Raw genomic sequence first — 20,470 nt, 5'->3', positions numbered from 1 at the left:
ATAAGGGTTCTTATTCAATAAACACCACACTTTCTAGCTAATTTATTAAAAAAGGAAAGGGTGACTTAAGGTAATAAACAATATTTGCGACGTTTTTATTTCTTTCCTGCTAATATAATTAGTTTTATTGCCTAAAGAGATTACCTTTGTTGCCTAATCTTTTTTCGTTCCACTATAGTGTTCCGCAAAGAACACTATAGTTTCCCTTGCGGAGCACTATAGTGGGACGAAAGAGAAACTATAGTGGAACGAAATAAAAGTAGCAAGTGAAGTAAATCCGGATAGGCAAACGGATTTATCAATGTGCCTACACTAAATAAAAACGAATATGAGTATACAATATGACCTTTACGACACACCTGACATTCAACAAACAGGCGACGCACAACCGCTTCATCCCCGCGTAGTATTCAAAGGAACCGTCGATCAGGAAGAATTTCTAGACCGTGTACACAAATTCACAGGAATAAGCCGCAGTTTACTGGCGGGCGCCATGCAGTCTTTCCAAAACGAGTTGAGAGACCTGATTGCCAACGGATGGATTGTGGAACTGGGAGATATCGGATATTTTTCAGTGTCTTTGAAGGGACCTCGTGTAATGAAGAAAAAAGATGTACACGCACAATCCATAGAACTGAAAAATGTCAATTTCCGGGTAAGTAGCCAGTTTAAGAAAGAAGTAGGCCAGCAAATGAGACTGGAACGTGGAGAATCGATGACTCGTCACCACAGAAAAGGGCACAGCGAAGAAGAATGTTTGACAATAATCAACCAGCATCTGAACAAATATCCCTGCCTGACCCGCACCGACTATAGCCGATTGACAGGACACGACAAAAAACGTGCTTTGAAAGAACTGAATGCTTTTATCGAACGTGGACTCTTAATCCGTTATGGAACAGGCAAACAGGTGGTTTATGCAAAGAAAACAGAAAGTTAAGTTAAAATCATCTAGCAGAATTACCTAGAATTCCAATTCTGAACTGAACAAAAAAAACAATAATTCAGTGTAGGGTTCTTTTTATATTAATCATATTTATACTGACTTTTAGTAAATCAGAACTATCTATGAAATTATAAAACAAGATTACTTGCTTTATCAATATTTATTGCTACTTTTGTAGCGGTTTCCTTTCATACGTAGAGAGGAACATTTTATTTTTTTATAGAGAACGATTATTTATTGCATTCAACCATAAATTCGGCAAAAATTTACCGCGAATGGCAATAAGTGATGTCAGGTCTCGCGCACACTTCTGTATATATAATTTGTTTATATACCCAATGGGCGTGGGACTATCACTTATGTCGCGGAGGGTCTTTGCCGAGCCTATGGTTGGCGTACAGTTGGTAGTTTCCCACGCTCTCTTTTTTAAACCGCGCACCACAGGGAAATGATGCGACAAACATAACAAAGATATGTACGATGACTTGAAAGAAAACATTATTCTATTAATGCAGCACCCTATCGCGCGCCGCCCCATCTCCAACTTATCAGATGAAGAACGAGAAAAAGCATTCGACTTGTTGAACTATCTTTCAACTTTATCCGTTGACGAAAACTATACCTTGTTAGATTACATCCAAATGGCACGTCTTGAATATGCACTTGGAGAGCTTGAGTATCAAACAACCAATGATACAGAAAAAGTAATACGACATTTTAGAACCGCCCTCCAACATCTGGAGAAAGGAGGGTTCGACTTAAGTATAAGCAAGTGGACAGAGTTAGTCAGCCTGCGAACCAAAGAAGATACGGAATAATTCAGAATCATACTCCTTACCAGTATATATAGAAGATAGACAACAAAGCGAAAAAGATTGCTTGTGCAAGTAGTCCTTTCGTTCTATCTTCGAAGAGGATGCCTTCCCCACACTTGATACCCCAATATCTTGATCGGCATCCTCTTTTTCTATCTTTCTGCGAAATCTTTTTTACATAGAATTTCCCAATACAGCAGCATTCTACTTATTAACTAATTTATTAACGCACAATTCTTTTTCAGCTTGGTCATGAATTTCGGAAACCATATCTTTGCATCGTGATCACAAAACAACAATAAAACAGATTAACTAACTATTAAAAGAAGAAAGACTATGGCATTAAAGTATGTTGTCAAGAAAAGAGTTTTCGGCTTTGACAAAACAAAGACTGAAAAGTATGTAGCACAGAATGTAATTACCAATACGGTAAATTTCAGAGATTTATGCAAGGAAGTATCCATGTTCGGTATGATTCCCGAAGGCGCAGTGAAACACGTGATTGACGCACTGATTGATACATTGAACACCAATCTCAACAAAGGATTGTCTGTACAATTAGGCGATTTCGGATGTTTCCGTCCGGGCATGAACTGTAAAAGTCAGAATGAAGAAAAAGATGTAGATGCCGATACCGTTCGTCGGGTGAAAATTGTATTTACGCCGGGATATAAATTTAAGGATATGCTGGATAATGTAAGTATTTACAAGACGGAAGGAAACGGCGGCACCTCTTCCGGAAATGGAGGGGGAAATAAACCGGAAAATCCGGACGAAGGCGGTAGCGGTGAGGCCCCGGATCCTGCAGCATAAAACTGGAACAAGGGACCACACATAGAAAAGAACTTCTTCCCATAAAAATGAACCCTAAAAGTTAGACAAAAACTTTTAGGGTTCGCTTAGTCATAGTTACCAGCCTGTATTTTGACCTAAATTAGGATTCTTATAATATTCAGTCTGTGGTATAGGATATAAGTACATCTTATCATCCCAGTTACGTGTTTCAAGCAATTCTTTCTTATAAACAGGCAAGCCGTTTTCCATAGTGATCTTGATGCAATAAATAGCTTTGGTTTTATCACCGATTTTCCAACGGCGGATATCCCAGAACCTATGGTCTTCGAACGCAAGTTCCACTCGTCTTTCACGACGGACGCTTTCAGTAAACGCATTGCCGCTTGTTGTAATGGCAGGCATATCAGCAGCAGCACGCACCTGATTCAGTGCCGCACGTGCAGACAACGGATGGTCATTATCCGTATAATCAGCGTCTTTCCAGGCATCCATTGCTTCCGCATAGTTCAGGAGAATTTCCGCATAACGGAATATGATGAAATGGTGCGGTTTCTTTTTCTCATTGGAAGGAGCTAGAGAAACAGTCTCATTCATATACTTCTTCAAATAATAACCTGTGGTAGTCGCTCCGGTTGTTCCGGCACCGTCTTTTCCTCCTTCATAAGACTGGATGATCGAGTTCATCCATGTATCGCCATTGCAAAGCACCGTTTTATAGAATCTCGGGTCTCTGCCTTCATACGGATTCTGCCCCGGTGTAATCTGTTCCCAGTCAAAGTCTTTTCCATTAGTCATCTGGAAGGCATCCACCAGGTTCTGGGTGGGCACGTTGCCTGTTTTCCCCTTTTCATAACTGATGGGCAAATTGTTAGCTTCAAAATCAAAGCTTTCCCCATTTCTACGTTCAAAAATTAATTGCGGAGATTTCAATACATCGTTTCCACCATTCTTGTCATACAGAGGATCTACATTCGTCTTCGGCAAACTGTACCAGTTCTCTTTTATGATAGCATAAGCCGCATCGGCAGCCGCTTTCCATTTATCGGCATCCTGTGCGGGATTATGCAACAAACTCGCCGCATAAAGAAGAGCACGGGATTTCAATGCCAACGCTGTACCTTTGGTCACACGTCCCGTCTCCGCCCAAAAGTCCTGATGACTGACAGGCAGAGTTTTGGCCGCGTCACTACATTCGTCACAGATATATTTTATCACTTCATTGAAAGAAGTCTTTTCCACGCCGTTGATTTCATCCAAAGCATACGTACGTGTCAAAAGTGGAATATCACCGTATCGTTTAGCCAGTTCGAACAGATAAAAAGCTCGCAACACCCGTAATTCTTCACGATACATGGTAGCTTTGGCAATGTCTTCTTCATACGTGTCGTTCCAGCGGAAACGCTCCAGTTTTTCCTGTGAATAGTTTTCAAGAAATGAATTGACGGAACGGATAGCTCCATAGCACTTCGACCACATATTATCGACTGCATTGTTGGGACTCCAGGCATTGTTATAAAAGTCGTGAACACTATTATCACTCCAGACATAAACAGAATTATCCGTTGCAGACTCCCTCAAAGCCCCGTCGAGCACTCCGAGATCTCCGGGCAACTGGCTATAAACGTAGGTAGCCAAACCTTTCACATTGCTAAAGTAGGAATAGGCCTCTTCCCTGTCCAAGCCTGTCGATTCGTCCAATTCGAGCAAGCTACACCCCGATACGGATAATAGCAAACCTGTATATAAAAGGATATATTTTCTCATGGTCATTTCACATTTTAGAAGTTAATATTCAACCCGAAATAAACGGAAGTCATATCCGGATAATTGATTTTCAGATCTTCACTGTTCATATACTTCACATGATCGAGCGAAAAAAGATTGTTAGCTCTCGCATATACCTGAATCTTTTCCATTTTCACTTTCTTCGCCCAAGAGGAAGGAAGGTTATAGTAGACATTCAGGTTACGAAGTTTGAAATAGCTACCGTTCTCCAACCACTGTGTACTGTTTCTGAAGTTATTGGCATTATCCAGCGTAGTCAGGCGGGGGACATTTGCGATATCTTTCGTTTCTTCCGTCCAGCGGATTCTGTCGTTCAGATACCAGCTGGAAATATTCGTGTTGTTTCTCAACGGCCAGTATACGCTGGCAGTGTTCAACATCACACTATAATGGGCTACTCCTTGAAACAGAGCATCCACGCCGAAACCTTTATATTCAAATCCCAAATTAATGCCATAATAAATCTCCGGTATGGCAGTGGAATATCCTATCGCCTTCTGGTCATTGTTGTCAATCACGTTATCGCCATTCAGATCTCTGTACTTGACATCACCCGGACGTACTTCCGAGAATTTCTGCACAGGACTGCTCTTTATGTCCGCCTCATCTCTGAAATAACCGATAGCCTCCCAGCCAAAACACTGCCCGACAGGGTAACCTTTTTTAGACAAATAGCCATACGGCTGATATCCCTCACCATTTTCTACGACTTTACTTTTGGCATAGGAGAAGTTGGCTCCGATATAATAGTTGAAGTCCTTGTATTCCTTTTTCCACATGGCAGAGAGTTCCGTTCCTTTTGTTTCCACTTTTCCTGCATTCATCTGCGGAATAGTAACCCCGATTGCCGATGAGATCAGCCCACTTCCGTCAATCAGGATATTAGTGCGCTTGTCATAAAAACCGTCAATAGAAAAAGTCAGTCCCTTGAACAGGCTCATATCCAAACCGATATTATATTTATCCGCAACTTCCAGATCCAGTTGTTCCATTGCCAACACTCCTTCCTTCAGGCTACTTCCGGCAGAAGTATTTCCGGCCTGAAAATAGTAAGCACCGCTTCCTACCCAATATTGCTTATCCATGTCATAATCATAAATATCATATCCGGAGCGTCCGTAAGAAGCACGAAGTTTCAGATAATCAAAAGCAGAAATTTCTTTCATGAAATTCTCGTTCGAAAGTATCCAGGCGGCAGAAATGGCGGGATATGCACGATACTTGTCATTCTTCCCCAATACGCTGCTGCCAAAACAGTTGGCTACGATATCCACCATATAACGGTTGTCAAAATTATAACCTGCGGTTCCGATGATGTATTGACGGTAACGACTGTTATTAGCCCCTGTCAACGTCATTGATTCTTGACGAAACATAGCACTGGCCGTAAAATCATGTTTATCCCATGTCCGGTGATAATTGACCTTCGCTTCAAAATTGGCATGTATGTATTGATTGGCCAATCCTTTGTTGCTGATTTCCAGTTCATCGTTAGGATTTCCGTAATTCGTGTAAATCGGTTCTCCGTCTGTGCCTTTTTCAATGGTCTGGTACATAAAACTTTTCTTGGCTGTTTCCTGATAGGTTGCATTATTATCATAAGCAATAGCGAGTTCCGCACTCAACCCGCGAGTCAATACAGACAAATCCTGCACCAACCGCAAATCCGCCTGCAACATACGCTGATTCAGTTTATAATAACCTACGTCCGCCAGATTGGCTATCGGGTTTGTTTTCAGCACATTGTTACTGCCCCAGAATCCATTCTGTGTCTGCACGGGAAATGCAGCGGACGGGGTGTTGAAAATCTGTTCAAACAAAGTAGCTTCCGATGTGGTGGGACGCTTGGTCTCTCGCAGCATACCGAGCATACTCAATTTCAATTTTGTCGCGTCCGTAATATCCACATCCAGATTCATGCGAAGATTGAGGAAGTATTTCTTCATCTGGGAGTTATAGCGATCTGTATAATCAGTGTACTTGCTATTCAGCAGTCCCATATCGTTTTTGTAATTGAGGACACTGAAATAACGAAGCCGCTTGCCACCTCCGCGGAAAGTGATGTCCAGTTGATGACTGGTTGTATGATTGCGTAACGCTTCTTTCTGCCAGTCCACATTCGGATAAAGATCGCTATTGCCTCCGGACAGGAAAGAAGCTTCATCCATGTCCGGTTGCAAACCATCATATCTCAATGCTTCATTACGGGCTTTGGCATAGGTATAAGCATCGGCAAATTCCGGCTGATTAACAGGGAAGCCTAAACCAAACTTATAGTCTACTTTTATATCCTTCTGGCTATATATACCGCGTTTGGTAGTTATCAATACCACTCCGTTGGCGCCTCTGCCTCCCCAAAGAGCAGTAGCAGCACCGTCTTTCAAAACGGATATTGATTCTATTTCCGAAAGGTTGATATATTCGAGAGGGCGTGCAAAACCATCTACTACAAATAAAGGTGTATCTCCATTCAAAGAACCGCGTCCCCGCACATTGAGACGAGATTTATCTGTGCCCCAACTAGTGTTCTGCATCACACTCAATCCCGGCAACAAGCCATAAATGGCATTGTAAGGACTAGTGGCAGCATTTTTATCTAATTCATTCGAATAAATGGTAGAGACAGCCTGTGTCTTCCGTAATTCGGTAGTCGTCTGTGTGCCCAGATCGATTACCTTATCTTGTCCTTCATTATTTTGCGCTATACCCGTAGTGGCAAACGCCAACGAGAAAGCTACGATATAAAGTGATTTATTCATAATCATTCTTCTTATTGTTCAACGATTTGATTATTACCAACCCGGATTCTGAATCAATCCATATTTCTTGTTTATCTCATCTATAGGCAGAGGCAACAGGAAATACTTGTCGTTCCACTTTTCAGGTTTTGCATACTGACGCGTTTCCGCCATTGCATGAGATACGGTATAAGAAAAGCCGCTTGGCTCACCGGCCGCTTTTTTAATAATCAGACGTGACAATTGTCCGGTAAATATATCTGAGCGTTTCCAACGTACCAGATCGAAATAACGTACTTCTTCATAGCCGAATTCAATGGCTCTTTCGCGTAATATTGCTTCACGCAACGGTTTGCCGGCCGGAACATCTGTTGCCGAAATCGCAGGCATACCCGCACGCAGTCTGGTTTTATTCAGATAATCATAAGCCGTATTACCAAACTCATCACGGACTTCCGCCTTATTCAATTCGTTCATCGCTTCGGCCATATTCAAATAGACCTCCGGAAGGCGGATCAACGGACAAGAATAAAATTTACCATTCACTTCGTCATTGAAGTTCCGTATGAATTTTCTCATGGCAACCCCATTGTAACTCATTCGTCCGTCTTTATAAGGCGCCTGGGTGGCTCCTTCGTAAATTTGCACTTTCTGGGCGCCCCTAAACTTATCTCCATTCACAGCAACCGTTTCATATAAGCGGATGTCTCTTCTGGGGTTTCCGTCCTTATCAAAGAAAGGGAATTTTTTATGGTCCGGATTGTTCCAGTCGAATTCTGTTCCGTCTTTCATCTGAAACATATCGACATAAGTCAATGTAGGAGAAGCAACTCCATAACGTACCTGGGCAAACGGAAGCTTTCCCGTAGCATAAGTGGTGAATCTTCTGGAAGAAATCAAGACTTCACCGTTATGGCGATTGAAATATCCTGCTGCAAAATCATCGCGGGGATTACCTGTATTCACCAGTTGATAAGCATCTGAGTTCTTTTTATTAGCCCGCATAAATTCTAACCCGGCATCCAACGCCTTCTGCCACCTGTCCGGTGAATAGTTGCCATACCAAGTAAGGAACTGAGACGAAGCATCTCCTTCCAGATAGGGCTTTTCAGCATTAAATAAAGGACTCGCCACAAACTGAAGCACTCTGGACTTTAACGCTAAAGCAGAAGCAGCCGTCATTCGTCCGTCATTATCTGCATTCACCTGCCAAGGCAGTACAGAGGCCGCCGCATCCAGTAATCCAACAATCTTCTGTACGGTTTCTTCTACTGTCATACGGGGAAATTTCATCGCATCTTCTGCCGTATATGCATGGTCTATCCACGGCATACCACCATAATAACGGAGCATTTGAGAATAATGATAGGCAATGATTACTTGCGCTTCCGCTTTCCCTATCGCTTTCTCATCCGCAGTCATATCCGGCACTCTATCCACATTCTCAATGTAAATGTAGGCTCTTCGAATACCATAAACCGGCCCTACTCCTATCGTAGTATTGGCGACATCCAACCGATATGGAAGATGTTCCAGATATGTATTTGTTCCGTCCACTGTTCCTGTATAGAATTTAGGCGCTCCCTTTTTCGTCCAGTCACCCAGATCGGTTAGCATTTCCAGAACGCCATATCCCAGACGTCCTTGCATCGGCAGATAATCCGGCAGGGAATGATAAGTTTCCGCCAGTGCCTGCTCAGCATATACCTTTTTGTTAAAAACAGAATCGATATTCTGTTCGTTACTTATCGGCTTATCCAGAAATTTCTCTCCAAATTTAAGGTCTTCGCACCCTATCAGTGTCAATACAGAGAGAGAAAGACAACCTATATATTTTTTATAGTTTTTCATTGTCAGCACTATTAAAAGGTTAGATTAATACCTAAATTATATATTTTAATGATAGGGTAAGAATCCGCATTATTCGGATTACATTCAGGGTCCATGATGTCAAACTTATCAAAAGTCAGCAGATTATAGCCTGTCAGTTTTATGCCTAACTGCTGGATACCCAGTTTCTTCAACATCTTCTTATCTGTGAAGTTATATCCTATTGTCACATTCTTCAGCTTCAAATAAGAACCGTCTCGCACCCACAAAGAGGAGGAACGCATATTATAGACTGCATTTGTCTCTGTAAACCGCGGTGTAGTAGCTGTATTAGCTGTTTCCGGTGTCCAGCGCGTATCTGCATGGAACTGCATCAAACCACGGATTTTACCATTACCAAAAGGTTCTCTGAAAGCTCCGTCCAGCAACAAAGAGCGTTGTGCAGCACCAGTCCAGTTCATCGTCAGGAAAAAGCCTTTGTAATTGATACCATAATTCAATCCGAATGTATAAGCCGGACGAGTCGGGTTTCCAATAATAGTCTGGTCGTCGGAAGTAATTTCCTCATCACCGTTCAAATCCCGGTATTTCACATCACCCGGCTTCACAGACACACCCGGATCGGGCAGACCTGCCACCAGTTTGCCGTTCTCTCCGAAGTCCGCTTCTGTATAGAAACCGTCCGCCACATACCCGAAGAGTGTTCCGACCGGATTTCCTGTCCGCCACATATAAGGTTCATTAGGCTCAACTTCGTCTTGGAAAATAATCTTATTCTTTGAATAGGAAACGTTTGCCTGAACATTATACTGAACCTGCCCGATCTTGTCATTCCACCTCACTTCTACCTCATATCCACGGTTTTTCACTTTACCCATATTTACAGCAGGTAGAATAGATGAAGTCAATCCCGTTAATAAAGGTACTGTCTTACGATTGATGAGAATATCCTTACGTTCTTCGAGGAAATAGTCCAAAGAGATTTTCAGACGGCTCTTCAAGAAATGAACGTCCAATCCATAGTTCTGTTTCAGCGCAGTTTCCCAAGTCACATTCGGATTGCCCAAACGCTTCTCCAATGCACCCAAAATTAACGCCTTACTGTTATAACCAAAGTTGAATCCATACTTATTGTTATTCCACCCGTCTACTCCGCTCAGATTCACATCATAAGAATCCGGCAAGAACAAAAAGCGGTTATTTCCAAGATTGTCATTTCCGACCAAGCCGACAGAAGCACGGAATTTCAGATAATCAACCACCTTCTGTTTTTTCATGAAGGCCTCTTCCGACAGGATATAACCGATGGAACCGGCAGGAAACGCACCGAATCTCTTACCCGGAGCAAAATTCTCAGAACCATTATAACCGAAGTTAACTTCTGCCATATAACGAGATTTGTAATCATACGTCAGACGGCCTACAAAACCGATGTAAGCAGACGGTACTCCCACCCACTGAGCGGGATAGTATTTCTTACTCTGATTGTACAAGAACAATCCCCCGACATTATGAAAACCAAACTTACGGTTATATCTCAAGCTTGCTTCCAGATACCAGTCTCGTGCCCGCGAAGAAGTTTCCTCATATTGCAAGTTCTTATTTTCTCCTTTGATCTTATAAACAATATTCTTGTTGAAATCCGGCGAATCATAACCAAGTGACGGATCTTCCAAAGAAGATTGATAGAAAGGCATAAATTGTTCCACTTGCCCTTTACGTTTTTTGGTAAAGCCATAACTCGTATTATAAGCACCTTTTATTTCCGCCGACAACCCTTTGGTTATGAAGTCCAACTTCTGATTCAACAGAAGGTCCAGATTCATCGTATTATTAATAGCTGTTGAGTAACCTGTCCCATAACACTTAGGCAAAGCACTATTGCCCAGATTGATTTTATTATCAAAACGTTCTTCGGGGGTAACTATGAGTTGTCCGTCAATCACACCCGGACTACTGAACGGAGTTGTCTGATTAATCAGTGTCCAAATCGAATTAGTCGCATCATTAATCATCGGCTCATTTCGGTTACCTACAATCCCGCCGATACCGATCTTCAGCGTGGTAGTCTTAGTTACATTAAAGTCTAAATTCGCGCGATAATTATATCTTTTGTATTTATAATTATTATCATACCCCACTCCTTCAAACTGTTTCAGCAAGCCATTCTGATATAAGAAACCTAAAGATATGAAGTAACGTATATCCTTTGTTCCTCCGGAAATATTAAGGTTATGCTGCGTTTGCACAGATGTTTTATTAAGCAGGTACTTTCTCCAGTCGATACTGGGGTACATAATAGGTTCATCATTCAATCTGAACCGTTCAACTGCATAATTATTAAACACCAAATCGTTCTCGGTAGCATTTGGCTTATCATTTGTTATAATCTCATTTCTCAAAGTAGCATACGTATAGCTATCTGCCATTTTAAGCATTCGGGTAGGCATCTGGATACCAACTGAAGAATTCACTGAGATTTTCGCTTTACCTTCTTTACCACGACGTGTAGTCACCAAAATTACACCATTTGCACCACGCACACCGAACACGGCAGTAGCAGAAGCGTCTTTCAGAACCGTCACGCTCTCTATTTCATTCGGGTCCATTTGATAAAACGAACGTTCTATACCATCCACCAAAATCAAAGGAGAGGAAGCACTTTCTGTTAAGGAACCCACTCCGCGAATAAATACCTTAGGGTCCTCCTGCCCCGGCTGACCGCTAGTCTGAACGGATGAAAGTCCTGTAATCTGGCCCGCCAGCGAATTGGCCACACTTGCATTCGGCGAACGTATCAACGCCTCATTGTTTACAGCAGAAATAGCTCCTGTCAGAGTTTCTTTCTTTTGTGTACCATAGGCCACAACTGTAACTTCCTGAAGTTCATTGGCCGTTTCTTTTAAAATAATTTTCAGTTGTTTGCGTCCATTTAATGGCACTTCTTGAGGTTCATATCCCATGAACGAAATTTGCAGAACTGCTTTTTGAAGATTGCTTACTTTTAAATGGAAAACACCATTCATGTCAGTAATAGCACCGTTAGCCGTGCCTTTTTCCTTTACATTGGCACCAATCACCTCTAAGTTGGATTCATCCAATACAGTTCCCGTTACTGTATTTTGCGCCCATGCCAAGAGCGAACAACACATAAGCATTAACGTACTAATGCACCTCTTGCATCTTTTTAGTCTCGTTAGTTTGTTCATAATAATAAATTTAAGAATTTGAAATAGGTTTGTTAAAAACACTCGCCGCAAAATAAGTGAATATAACAGTTTTTAAGATACAATTATCATACTAAAAAGGGACAAAATAGTACAAAACAAGAAATAAAAAGCATTAAAATTAGCTGTATTACTCATAGTATCAGGATGTCACGTTAGAAAAATACAGCCTATTCATCGTTTCTTCCTGACTTTACCATACTCGAGAGGTGATACTCAAAAAGTTAATTTACCAAGTTCTTCTTTCATCATAAATCTATGCCAACTTCACATACCATTACCAGACTCCATTGAATAGTTCATAAATAAATTAAAATTGAACTATTGACATACCTATTAGACTTATTATTCTCCTTTATTAATCAAATTATTCCCTATCTTTGACTCCAGAAATTCAAACCTAATACAAAAAACCCATGAAGAAACAACTACTCTCTTGCTGCTTGGCTGCATTGGGACTGACAGCAATTCAAGCGCAAAGCTTCAACGAGTGGAAAGATCCGGAAGTGAATTCCGTAAACCGTTCCGCTATGCACACTAATTACTTTGCTTTCGCATCGGCTGATGAAGCTAAAGCCGGCATTAAAGAAAATTCCACAAATTTCATGACCTTGAACGGTCTTTGGAAATTCAACTGGGTAAGACACGCAGACGCACGCCCGACCGACTTTTATCAGACTAATTTCAACGACAAAGGTTGGGATGACCTTCAAGTTCCCGGCGTTTGGGAGTTGAACGGCTACGGTGACCCTATCTATGTCAACGTAGGATATGCCTGGAGAAGTCAATTCAAAAACAACCCTCCGCTAGTGCCGACAGAAAACAACCACGTAGGCTCTTACCGCAAAGAAATCATCCTTCCTGCCGACTGGAAAGGCAAAGAAATTTTCGCACATTTCGGCTCGGTAACGTCCAATATGTACCTTTGGGTGAACGGACGCTACGTAGGATATAGTGAAGACAGCAAACTGGAAGCTGAATTCAACCTGACTAACTACCTGAAACCAGGTAAGAACGTCATCGCCTTTCAAGTTTTCCGCTGGTGCGACGGTAGTTACCTGGAAGATCAGGACTTCTTCCGCTACTCCGGCGTAGGACGCGACTGTTATCTTTACGCACGCGACAAGAAATACATCCAGGATATTCGCATCACTCCCGATTTGGACAGCCAATATAAAGACGGTACATTGAATATAGCCGTTGACCTGAAAGGAAGCGGCACAGTAGCTTTAAACTTGACAGATGCTCAAGGCAACAGCGTAGCGACTGCCGACCTGAAAGGTTCGGGCAAATTAAACACAACCCTATCCGTCTCCAATCCGGCGAAATGGACTGCTGAAACGCCTAATCTCTACACACTGACCGCTACACTGAAAAACGGCAACAACGTAGTAGAAGTAATCCCTGTTAAAGTAGGTTTCCGCAAGATTGAATTGAAAGGCGGACAGATACTCGTAAACGGACAACCGGTACTCTTCAAAGGAGCCGACCGTCACGAAATGGACCCGGACGGCGGTTATGTGGTTTCTACCGAACGTATGCTGCAAGATATCAAAGTGATGAAAGAACTCAATATCAACGCCGTGCGTACCTGCCATTACCCAGACGACAACCGTTGGTATGACCTGTGCGACCAATACGGTCTGTATGTAGTAGCCGAGGCAAACGTAGAATCTCACGGAATGGGTTACGGCGACCAGACACTGGCAAAGAACCCAAGTTACGCCAAAGCTCACATGGAACGCAACCAACGCAACGTACAACGCGGATACAACCATCCGTCCATCATCTTCTGGTCACTGGGTAACGAAGCCGGCATGGGACCGAACTTTGAAAAATGCTACACCTGGATCAAGAATGAAGACAAGACACGTGCCGTACAGTACGAACAAGCAGGAACCAGCGAATTCACCGATATTTTTTGCCCAATGTACTATGACTACAACGCTTGTATCAAATATAGCGAAGGCAATATCCAAAAGCCGTTAATCCAATGTGAATACGCACACGCTATGGGTAACTCCGAAGGCGGATTCAAAGAATACTGGGACATCATCCGCAAATATCCGAAATATCAGGGCGGATTTATCTGGGACTTCGTAGACCAGTCCTGCCACTGGAAAAACAAAGACGGAGTAAGCATCTACGGCTATGGCGGCGACTTCAACAAATACGACGCTTCGGATAATAACTTCAACGACAACGGTTTGATTAGCCCCGACCGCGTACCCAATCCGCATGCATACGAAGTAGCTTATTTCTATCAGGATATATGGACGACTCCTGCTGATCTTGCCAAAGGCGAAATCAACATCTTCAACGAGTATTTCTTCCGCGACTTATCTGCTTATTACATGGAATGGCAATTACTGGCAAACGGAGAAGTAGTGCAAACAGGCATCGTATCCGACCTGAAAGTAGCGCCCCAACAAACTGTGAAAGTGCAAATTCCATTTGACACAAAGAACATCTGTCCTTGCAAAGAACTGCTGCTCAACGTGAGCTACAAACTGAAAGCCGCCGAAACACTGCTGCCGGCAGGAGCTACCATCGCTTACGACCAACTAAGCATCCGTGACTACAAAGCACCGGAACTAAAGCTGGAAAACCAACAGGCATCTAACCTTCCGGTCATCGTGCCCACTATTTTGGACAACGACCGCAACTTCCTGATTGTGAAAGGTGAAAACTTCTCTATGGATTTCAACAAACACAATGGTTACCTCTGCCGTTACGACGTCAACGGCATGCAACTGATGGAAGATGGCAGCGCACTGACTCCTAACTTCTGGCGCGCACCGACCGACAATGACTTCGGAGCCGGACTGCAACGCAAATATGCCGCCTGGAAGAATCCTGAACTAAAACTGACTTCTCTGAAACATGCTATTGAAAACGATCAGGCAGTAGTTCGTGCCGAATATGATATGAAGTCGATTGGCGGAACATTATCGCTGACTTACACCATTAACAACAAGGGAGCAGTGAAAGTTACCCAAAAGATGGCGGCAGACAAGAGCAAGAAAGTTTCTGACATGTTCCGTTTCGGTATGCAAATGCGTATGCCGGTCAACTTCAACGAGATAGAATATTACGGCCGTGGTCCGGGAGAAAACTATGCCGACCGCAACCACGCGGCAATGTTAGGAAAATATCGCCAGACAGTGGAAGAACAATTCTATCCCTACATCCGCCCGCAGGAAACCGGAACAAAAACGGATATCCGCTGGTGGAGACTTCTGAACATCAGTGGCAACGGACTGCAATTCGTATCGAGTGCTCCTTTCTCCGCTTCTGCCCTGAATTACACCATCGAGTCATTGGATGACGGCGACAGCAAAGACCAGCGTCACTCACCGGAAGTAGAAAAGGCAGACTTCACCAACTTCTGTATCGACAAGGCACAAACCGGACTTGCCTGTGTCAACAGTTGGGGAGCTATCCCACTGGAAAAATATCGTCTTCCTTATCAGGATTATGAGTTAAGTTTTATTATGACTCCTGTATATCATAAAATAAAGTAAAAAACATAGTTAAAAAACACGGTATCAGAGAACAAGAATACCGAATTTAAAGTACTTTTGCAACCGGAAACTAAATTAAGGAATTTAGTTTCCGGTTTTTCTTCCTTAACCCCCTTATCTATATGGATGAACAGCACACTGGCAACAAACGCATTAAATTAAAAAACAGATATTTATAAGTATGAAAAGTAGAATTGTTTTATTTGCATTTTGCGTAGCCCTCTTGTCTAGTTGTGGCAATAAGGGCAATGACACAGGAAAGGTTCCTGAATATGCAGTACAAGAGTTACAAAAAACGACTGCTAATTTAACAACTGCCTATCCGGCTACAATTAAAGGAAAACAAGATGTAGAAATCCGCCCCCAAGTATCGGGCTTCATCACGAAACTCTGTGTAGACGAAGGAGCAACTGTACGTAAAGGACAAGTGTTGTTCATTGTTGATCCGACTCAATACGAAGCAGCTGTACGCACTGCCAAAGCAGCAGTGGCTACAGCAGAAGCAGCAGTGAGTACTCAACAGATGACGTATGACAATAAGAAAGAATTGAACAAAAAGCAAATCATCAGTGACTATGACCTGGCAATGGCAGAAAACTCCCTGGCACAGACCAAAGCCCAATTGGCACAAGCAAAAGCGCAACTGACCACTGCTCAACAGAACTTGTCATTCACACAGGTTAAAAGTCCGTCAGATGGCGTTATCAACAATATCCCTTATCGTGTAGGAGCATTGGTAAGCCCTTCTATCGCTACACCAATGACTACTGTTTCCGAGATTGACGAAGTATATGTATACTTCTCAATGACAGAAAAGGAATTGCTGGCAATGACCAAGTCCGGTAGCACTATCAAAGAAGAAATCAGCAAAATACCGACTATCAAACTGCAATTAATTGATGGTTCCACATACGATATAGAGGGTAAAGTAGATGCTATCACAGGTGTTATCGACCAATCTACCGGTTCGGTAAGCATCCGTGCTATCTTCCCGAATAAGGAACATGTATTGCGTAGCGGAGGTACTGCAAACGTTCTGATTCCTTATACCATGGAGAATGTAATCACTATACCGCAGTCTGCAACAGTAGAAATCCAAGATAAGAAGTTCGTTTATGTTTTGCAACCGGACAACACGGTAAAATATACAGAAATCAAAATCTTCAATCTGGATAACGGAAAAGAGTACTTGGTTACTTCCGGTTTGAATTCAGGAGATAAAATCGTAATCGAAGGAGTACAAAACCTGAAAGACGGTCAGAAGGTTCAGCCTATCACACCGGCGCAAAAAGAAGCAAACTATCAACAACATTTGAAAGACCAACACGACGGTAATTTAGCCACAGCCTTTAACTAATAATCAGATAATCATTATGAAATTAGATAGATTTATTAACCGTCCGGTACTATCAACCGTTATTTCTATCCTGATAGTCATCCTGGGGGCTATCGGATTGGCGACACTGCCTATCACGCAGTATCCGGACATCGCGCCTCCTACCGTTTCGGTAAGAGCCACCTATACGGGAGCCAGTGCATCGACCGTATTGAATTCCGTGATTGCTCCGTTGGAGGAACAAATCAACGGTGTAGAAAACATGATGTATATGACCTCAACTGCGTCAAACACGGGTTCCGGTGAGATATCCATATATTTCAAACAAGGAACAAACCCGGACATGGCCGCCGTCAATGTACAAAACCGTGTTTCTATGGCACAAGGTCTGTTGCCAGCCGAAGTAACTAAAGTCGGTGTAACCACTCAAAAACGCCAGACTTCCATGCTGGTAGTATTCTCTCTCTATGACGAGACAGATACATATAGCGAATCGTTTATTGAAAACTATGCTAAGATCAACTTGATTCCTCAAGTACAACGTGTACCGGGTGTGGGTGACGCCAACGTTTTGGGTCAGGATTATTCCATGCGTATCTGGTTACGACCGGACGTCATGGCACAATACAAGCTCGTTCCCGGTGATGTTTCCGCTGCTCTGGCAGAACAGAATGTCGAAGCTGCTCCAGGACAGTTCGGTGAACGCAGTAACCAGACTTTCCAATACACCATCCGTTATAAAGGACGCTTGCAACAGCCTGAAGAGTTTGAAAATATCGTTATCAAATCTCTTCCTGACGGTGAAGTACTCCGTCTGAAAGATATAGCAGAAATTCAGCTGGACCGCTTGGGATATAACTTTACCAACCGGGTAGACGGACACAAGTCTGTGACTTGTATCGTATACCAGATGGCAGGAACCAACGCGACACAGACTATCAGTGATATTGAGGCATTGTTGGATGAAGCATCAAAAACGTTGCCTACCGGATTGAAACTGAACATCTCCATGAATGCCAACGACTTCCTTTTCGCTTCTATCCATGAAGTGTTGAAGACGTTGATCGAAGCATTTATCCTGGTGTTTATCGTAGTGTATATCTTCTTGCAGGATTTACGTTCCACATTGATTCCGACTATCGCCATTCCGGTAGCTCTGATCGGTACTTTCTTCATCTTGTCCCTGGTAGGATTCAGTTTGAACTTGTTGACGTTATGTGCGCTCGTGCTTGCTATCGCGATTGTGGTCGACGATGCGATTGTGGTCGTCGAGGGTGTGCATGCCAAGCTTGACCAAGGTTATACATCTGCCCGTCTGGCTTCTATCGATGCCATGAATGAATTGGGTGGTGCTATCGTATCTATTACGCTGGTCATGATGGCCGTATTCGTTCCGGTAAGTTTCATGGGAGGTACAGCAGGAACATTCTATCGTCAGTTCGGTATGACTATGGCAATCGCTATCGGTCTGTCCGCATTGAACGCATTGACTTTGAGTCCGGCTTTGTGTGCCGTTCTTCTGAAACCTCACAAAAAAGAAGACGGAACAACGGAAGACTCCACATTGAAAGAACGTATGAAAGTAGCCTATACGGCAGCCCATACAACCATGATCAACAGATATACCGAGGCTATCGGAAAGATGTTGCATCCGGGAATTACACTTACTTTCACGCTTATTGCCATTCTTGGCATGATCTTTGGTTTGTTCAGTATCAATCCGATAGTTACTGCAATTTTCGTAGTGCTTAGTATTCTGGCACTGATCGGAATGAGTACGAAGAAGTTTAAAAACAGATTCAACGATACATACGAATCAATCCTGAAACGTTATAAGAAACGAGTACTGTTCTTTATCCAGAAGAAATGGTTGTCTATGGGATTAGTTGTCGCTTCCATTGCGATACTTGTATTCTTCATGAACACCACCCCGACAGGTATGGTACCTAATGAAGATACCGGAACACTGATGGGAGCAGTAACATTACCTCCGGGTACTTCTCAAGACCGTTCCGAAGAGATTTTGGCACGTGTAGACAGTCTGATCGCTTCCGATCCTGCGGTATTGTCACGTACTATGATTTCCGGATTCAGCTTTATCGGTGGTCAGGGACCTTCCTATGGTTCTTTCATTATCAAACTGAAAGACTGGGACGAACGTTCCATGATACAGAATTCAGACGTTGTGGTCGGCTCCTTATATATGCGTGCACAGAAGATTATCAAAGAAGCACAAGTATTGTTCTTCGCTCCTCCTATGATCCCGGGTTACTCGGCATCTACGGATATTGAAGTGAATATGCAGGATAAGACCGGTGGTGATCTGAACAAATTCTTCGATGTGGTTAATGATTATACGGCAGCATTGGAAGCACGTCCGGAAATTAATTCAGCAAAGACTTCCTTCAACCCGAATTTCCCGCAATACATGATTGACATTGATGCGGCAGCTTGTAAAAAAGCTGGCATCAGCCCGAGCGATATCCTCACTACTATGCAAGGATATTACGGAGGTTTGTACGCATCCAACTTCAATCGTTTCGGTAAGATGTATCGTGTTATGATTCAGTCAGATCCGTTATCACGCAAAAACCTGGAATCTTTAAAAAATATCAAGGTGCGTAATAGTGCAGGCGAGATGGCCCCGATTGCCCAGTTCATTTCTGTGGAGAAAGTATATGGTCCGGATATTATTAGTCGTTTCAACCTTTATACCTCTATGAAAGTAATGGTAGCTCCGGCAAGTGGTTATACATCCGGTCAGGCATTGACGGCTCTTGCCGAAGTTGCTCAAGAAAACCTGCCTACCGGTTATACGTATGAACTAGGAGGTATGGCGCGTGAAGAGGCTCAAAGTAGCGGAAGTGCTACCGGACTGATTTTTGTGCTCTGTTTCGTATTCGTTTACTTATTGTTGAGTGCACAGTACGAAAGTTACATTCTTCCGCTGGCTGTATTGTTATCCGTTCCGTTCGGTCTGTTAGGCAGCTTCCTGTTTGTGAACGGTGTAAGTGCTATCGGTAATATTTCGGCATTGAAGATGATTCTGGGTACGATGTCCAATAATATCTATATGCAGATCGCATTAATCATGTTGATGGGTCTGTTGGCAAAGAATGCCATCTTGATTGTAGAGTTCGCCCTCGACCGTCGTAAGATGGGTATGAGTATCACATGGGCAGCCGTATTGGGTGCCGGTGCCCGTCTCCGCCCGATTTTGATGACATCATTGGCTATGGTAGTCGGTTTGCTTCCGTTGATGTTTGCCTTCGGTGTAGGTGCTCACGGTAACCGTACACTGGGTACAGCTTCTATCGGTGGTATGTTAATCGGTATGATTTGCCAAATTTTTATCGTTCCTGCGCTGTTTGTAGTCTTCCAGTACTTACAAGAGAAGGTTAAACCGATGGAATGGGAAGATATCGACAATACAGATGCCGTAACAGAGATTGAACAATACGCTAAATAATGAAA

Annotated in this window: 10 protein-coding genes; 6 read left to right on the top strand and 4 right to left on the bottom strand. The window is 42.9% G+C overall.

Features of this window, described 5'->3' with window-relative positions:
- Positions 1-328 precede the first annotated feature (328 nt).
- The 3 genes from KQP79_RS12115 (at position 329) to KQP79_RS12105 (ending at position 2,574) form a co-directional block, all read left to right on the top strand.
- The gene (locus KQP79_RS12115) at positions 329-940 is read left to right on the top strand and encodes a DsbA family protein (RefSeq protein ID WP_004324286.1); all 612 of its coding nucleotides are present in this window, start codon (positions 329-331) and stop codon (positions 938-940) included.
- A 479-nt stretch (positions 941-1,419) separates the two neighbouring features.
- Positions 1,420-1,764 carry a hypothetical protein gene (locus tag KQP79_RS12110; RefSeq protein ID WP_009039104.1) on the top strand — a complete coding sequence of 115 codons (345 nt, stop codon included), beginning with the start codon at positions 1,420-1,422 and terminating at the stop codon, positions 1,762-1,764.
- A gap of 333 nt (positions 1,765-2,097) precedes the next feature.
- Positions 2,098-2,574, top strand: coding sequence for an HU family DNA-binding protein (locus KQP79_RS12105; protein ID WP_004310403.1), 477 nt, complete (start codon positions 2,098-2,100; stop codon positions 2,572-2,574).
- A 96-nt stretch (positions 2,575-2,670) separates the two neighbouring features.
- Here KQP79_RS12105 and KQP79_RS12100 read toward each other — a convergent pair whose 3' ends face one another.
- Genes KQP79_RS12100 through KQP79_RS12085 form a run of 4 tightly spaced genes read right to left on the bottom strand, consistent with a single transcriptional unit; the run spans position 2,671 to position 12,067 of the window.
- Positions 2,671-4,326 carry a RagB/SusD family nutrient uptake outer membrane protein gene (locus tag KQP79_RS12100; protein ID WP_138343101.1) on the bottom strand — a complete coding sequence of 552 codons (1,656 nt, stop codon included), beginning with the start codon at positions 4,324-4,326 and terminating at the stop codon, positions 2,671-2,673.
- Positions 4,327-4,334: 8 nt separating this feature from the next.
- Entirely contained in the window at positions 4,335-7,106 is a 2,772-nt protein-coding gene (locus KQP79_RS12095; RefSeq protein ID WP_138343100.1) for a SusC/RagA family TonB-linked outer membrane protein, read from the bottom strand.
- Positions 7,107-7,133: 27 nt separating this feature from the next.
- Positions 7,134-8,930 (bottom strand): RagB/SusD family nutrient uptake outer membrane protein, encoded by a 1,797-nt coding sequence (locus tag KQP79_RS12090; RefSeq protein WP_055235792.1) that lies wholly within the window; start codon positions 8,928-8,930, stop codon positions 7,134-7,136.
- Positions 8,931-8,941: 11 nt separating this feature from the next.
- Positions 8,942-12,067 carry a SusC/RagA family TonB-linked outer membrane protein gene (locus KQP79_RS12085; RefSeq protein ID WP_008776101.1) on the bottom strand — a complete coding sequence of 1,042 codons (3,126 nt, stop codon included), beginning with the start codon at positions 12,065-12,067 and terminating at the stop codon, positions 8,942-8,944.
- A 485-nt stretch (positions 12,068-12,552) separates the two neighbouring features.
- Here KQP79_RS12085 and KQP79_RS12080 point away from each other — a divergent pair, with 485 nt between their 5' ends.
- The 3 genes from KQP79_RS12080 (at position 12,553) to KQP79_RS12070 (ending at position 20,465) form a co-directional block, all read left to right on the top strand.
- Complete coding sequence (locus tag KQP79_RS12080) at positions 12,553-15,660, top strand: glycoside hydrolase family 2 TIM barrel-domain containing protein (protein ID WP_138343099.1); 3,108 nt, start codon at positions 12,553-12,555, stop codon at positions 15,658-15,660.
- A gap of 181 nt (positions 15,661-15,841) precedes the next feature.
- On the top strand, positions 15,842-17,017 hold the full coding sequence (locus KQP79_RS12075; protein ID WP_008023959.1) for an efflux RND transporter periplasmic adaptor subunit: 1,176 nt from the start codon (positions 15,842-15,844) through the stop codon (positions 17,015-17,017).
- A 16-nt stretch (positions 17,018-17,033) separates the two neighbouring features.
- Positions 17,034-20,465 carry an efflux RND transporter permease subunit gene (locus KQP79_RS12070; protein ID WP_138343098.1) on the top strand — a complete coding sequence of 1,144 codons (3,432 nt, stop codon included), beginning with the start codon at positions 17,034-17,036 and terminating at the stop codon, positions 20,463-20,465.
- The last annotated feature ends 5 nt before the right edge of the window (positions 20,466-20,470 follow it).

Source organism: Bacteroides sp. DH3716P, assembly GCF_025914115.1.
Lineage (GTDB): Bacteria > Bacteroidota > Bacteroidia > Bacteroidales > Bacteroidaceae > Bacteroides > Bacteroides ovatus.
Note: the sequence above shows the minus strand (reverse complement) of the source record. Positions and strands in the feature narration are given on the sequence as shown.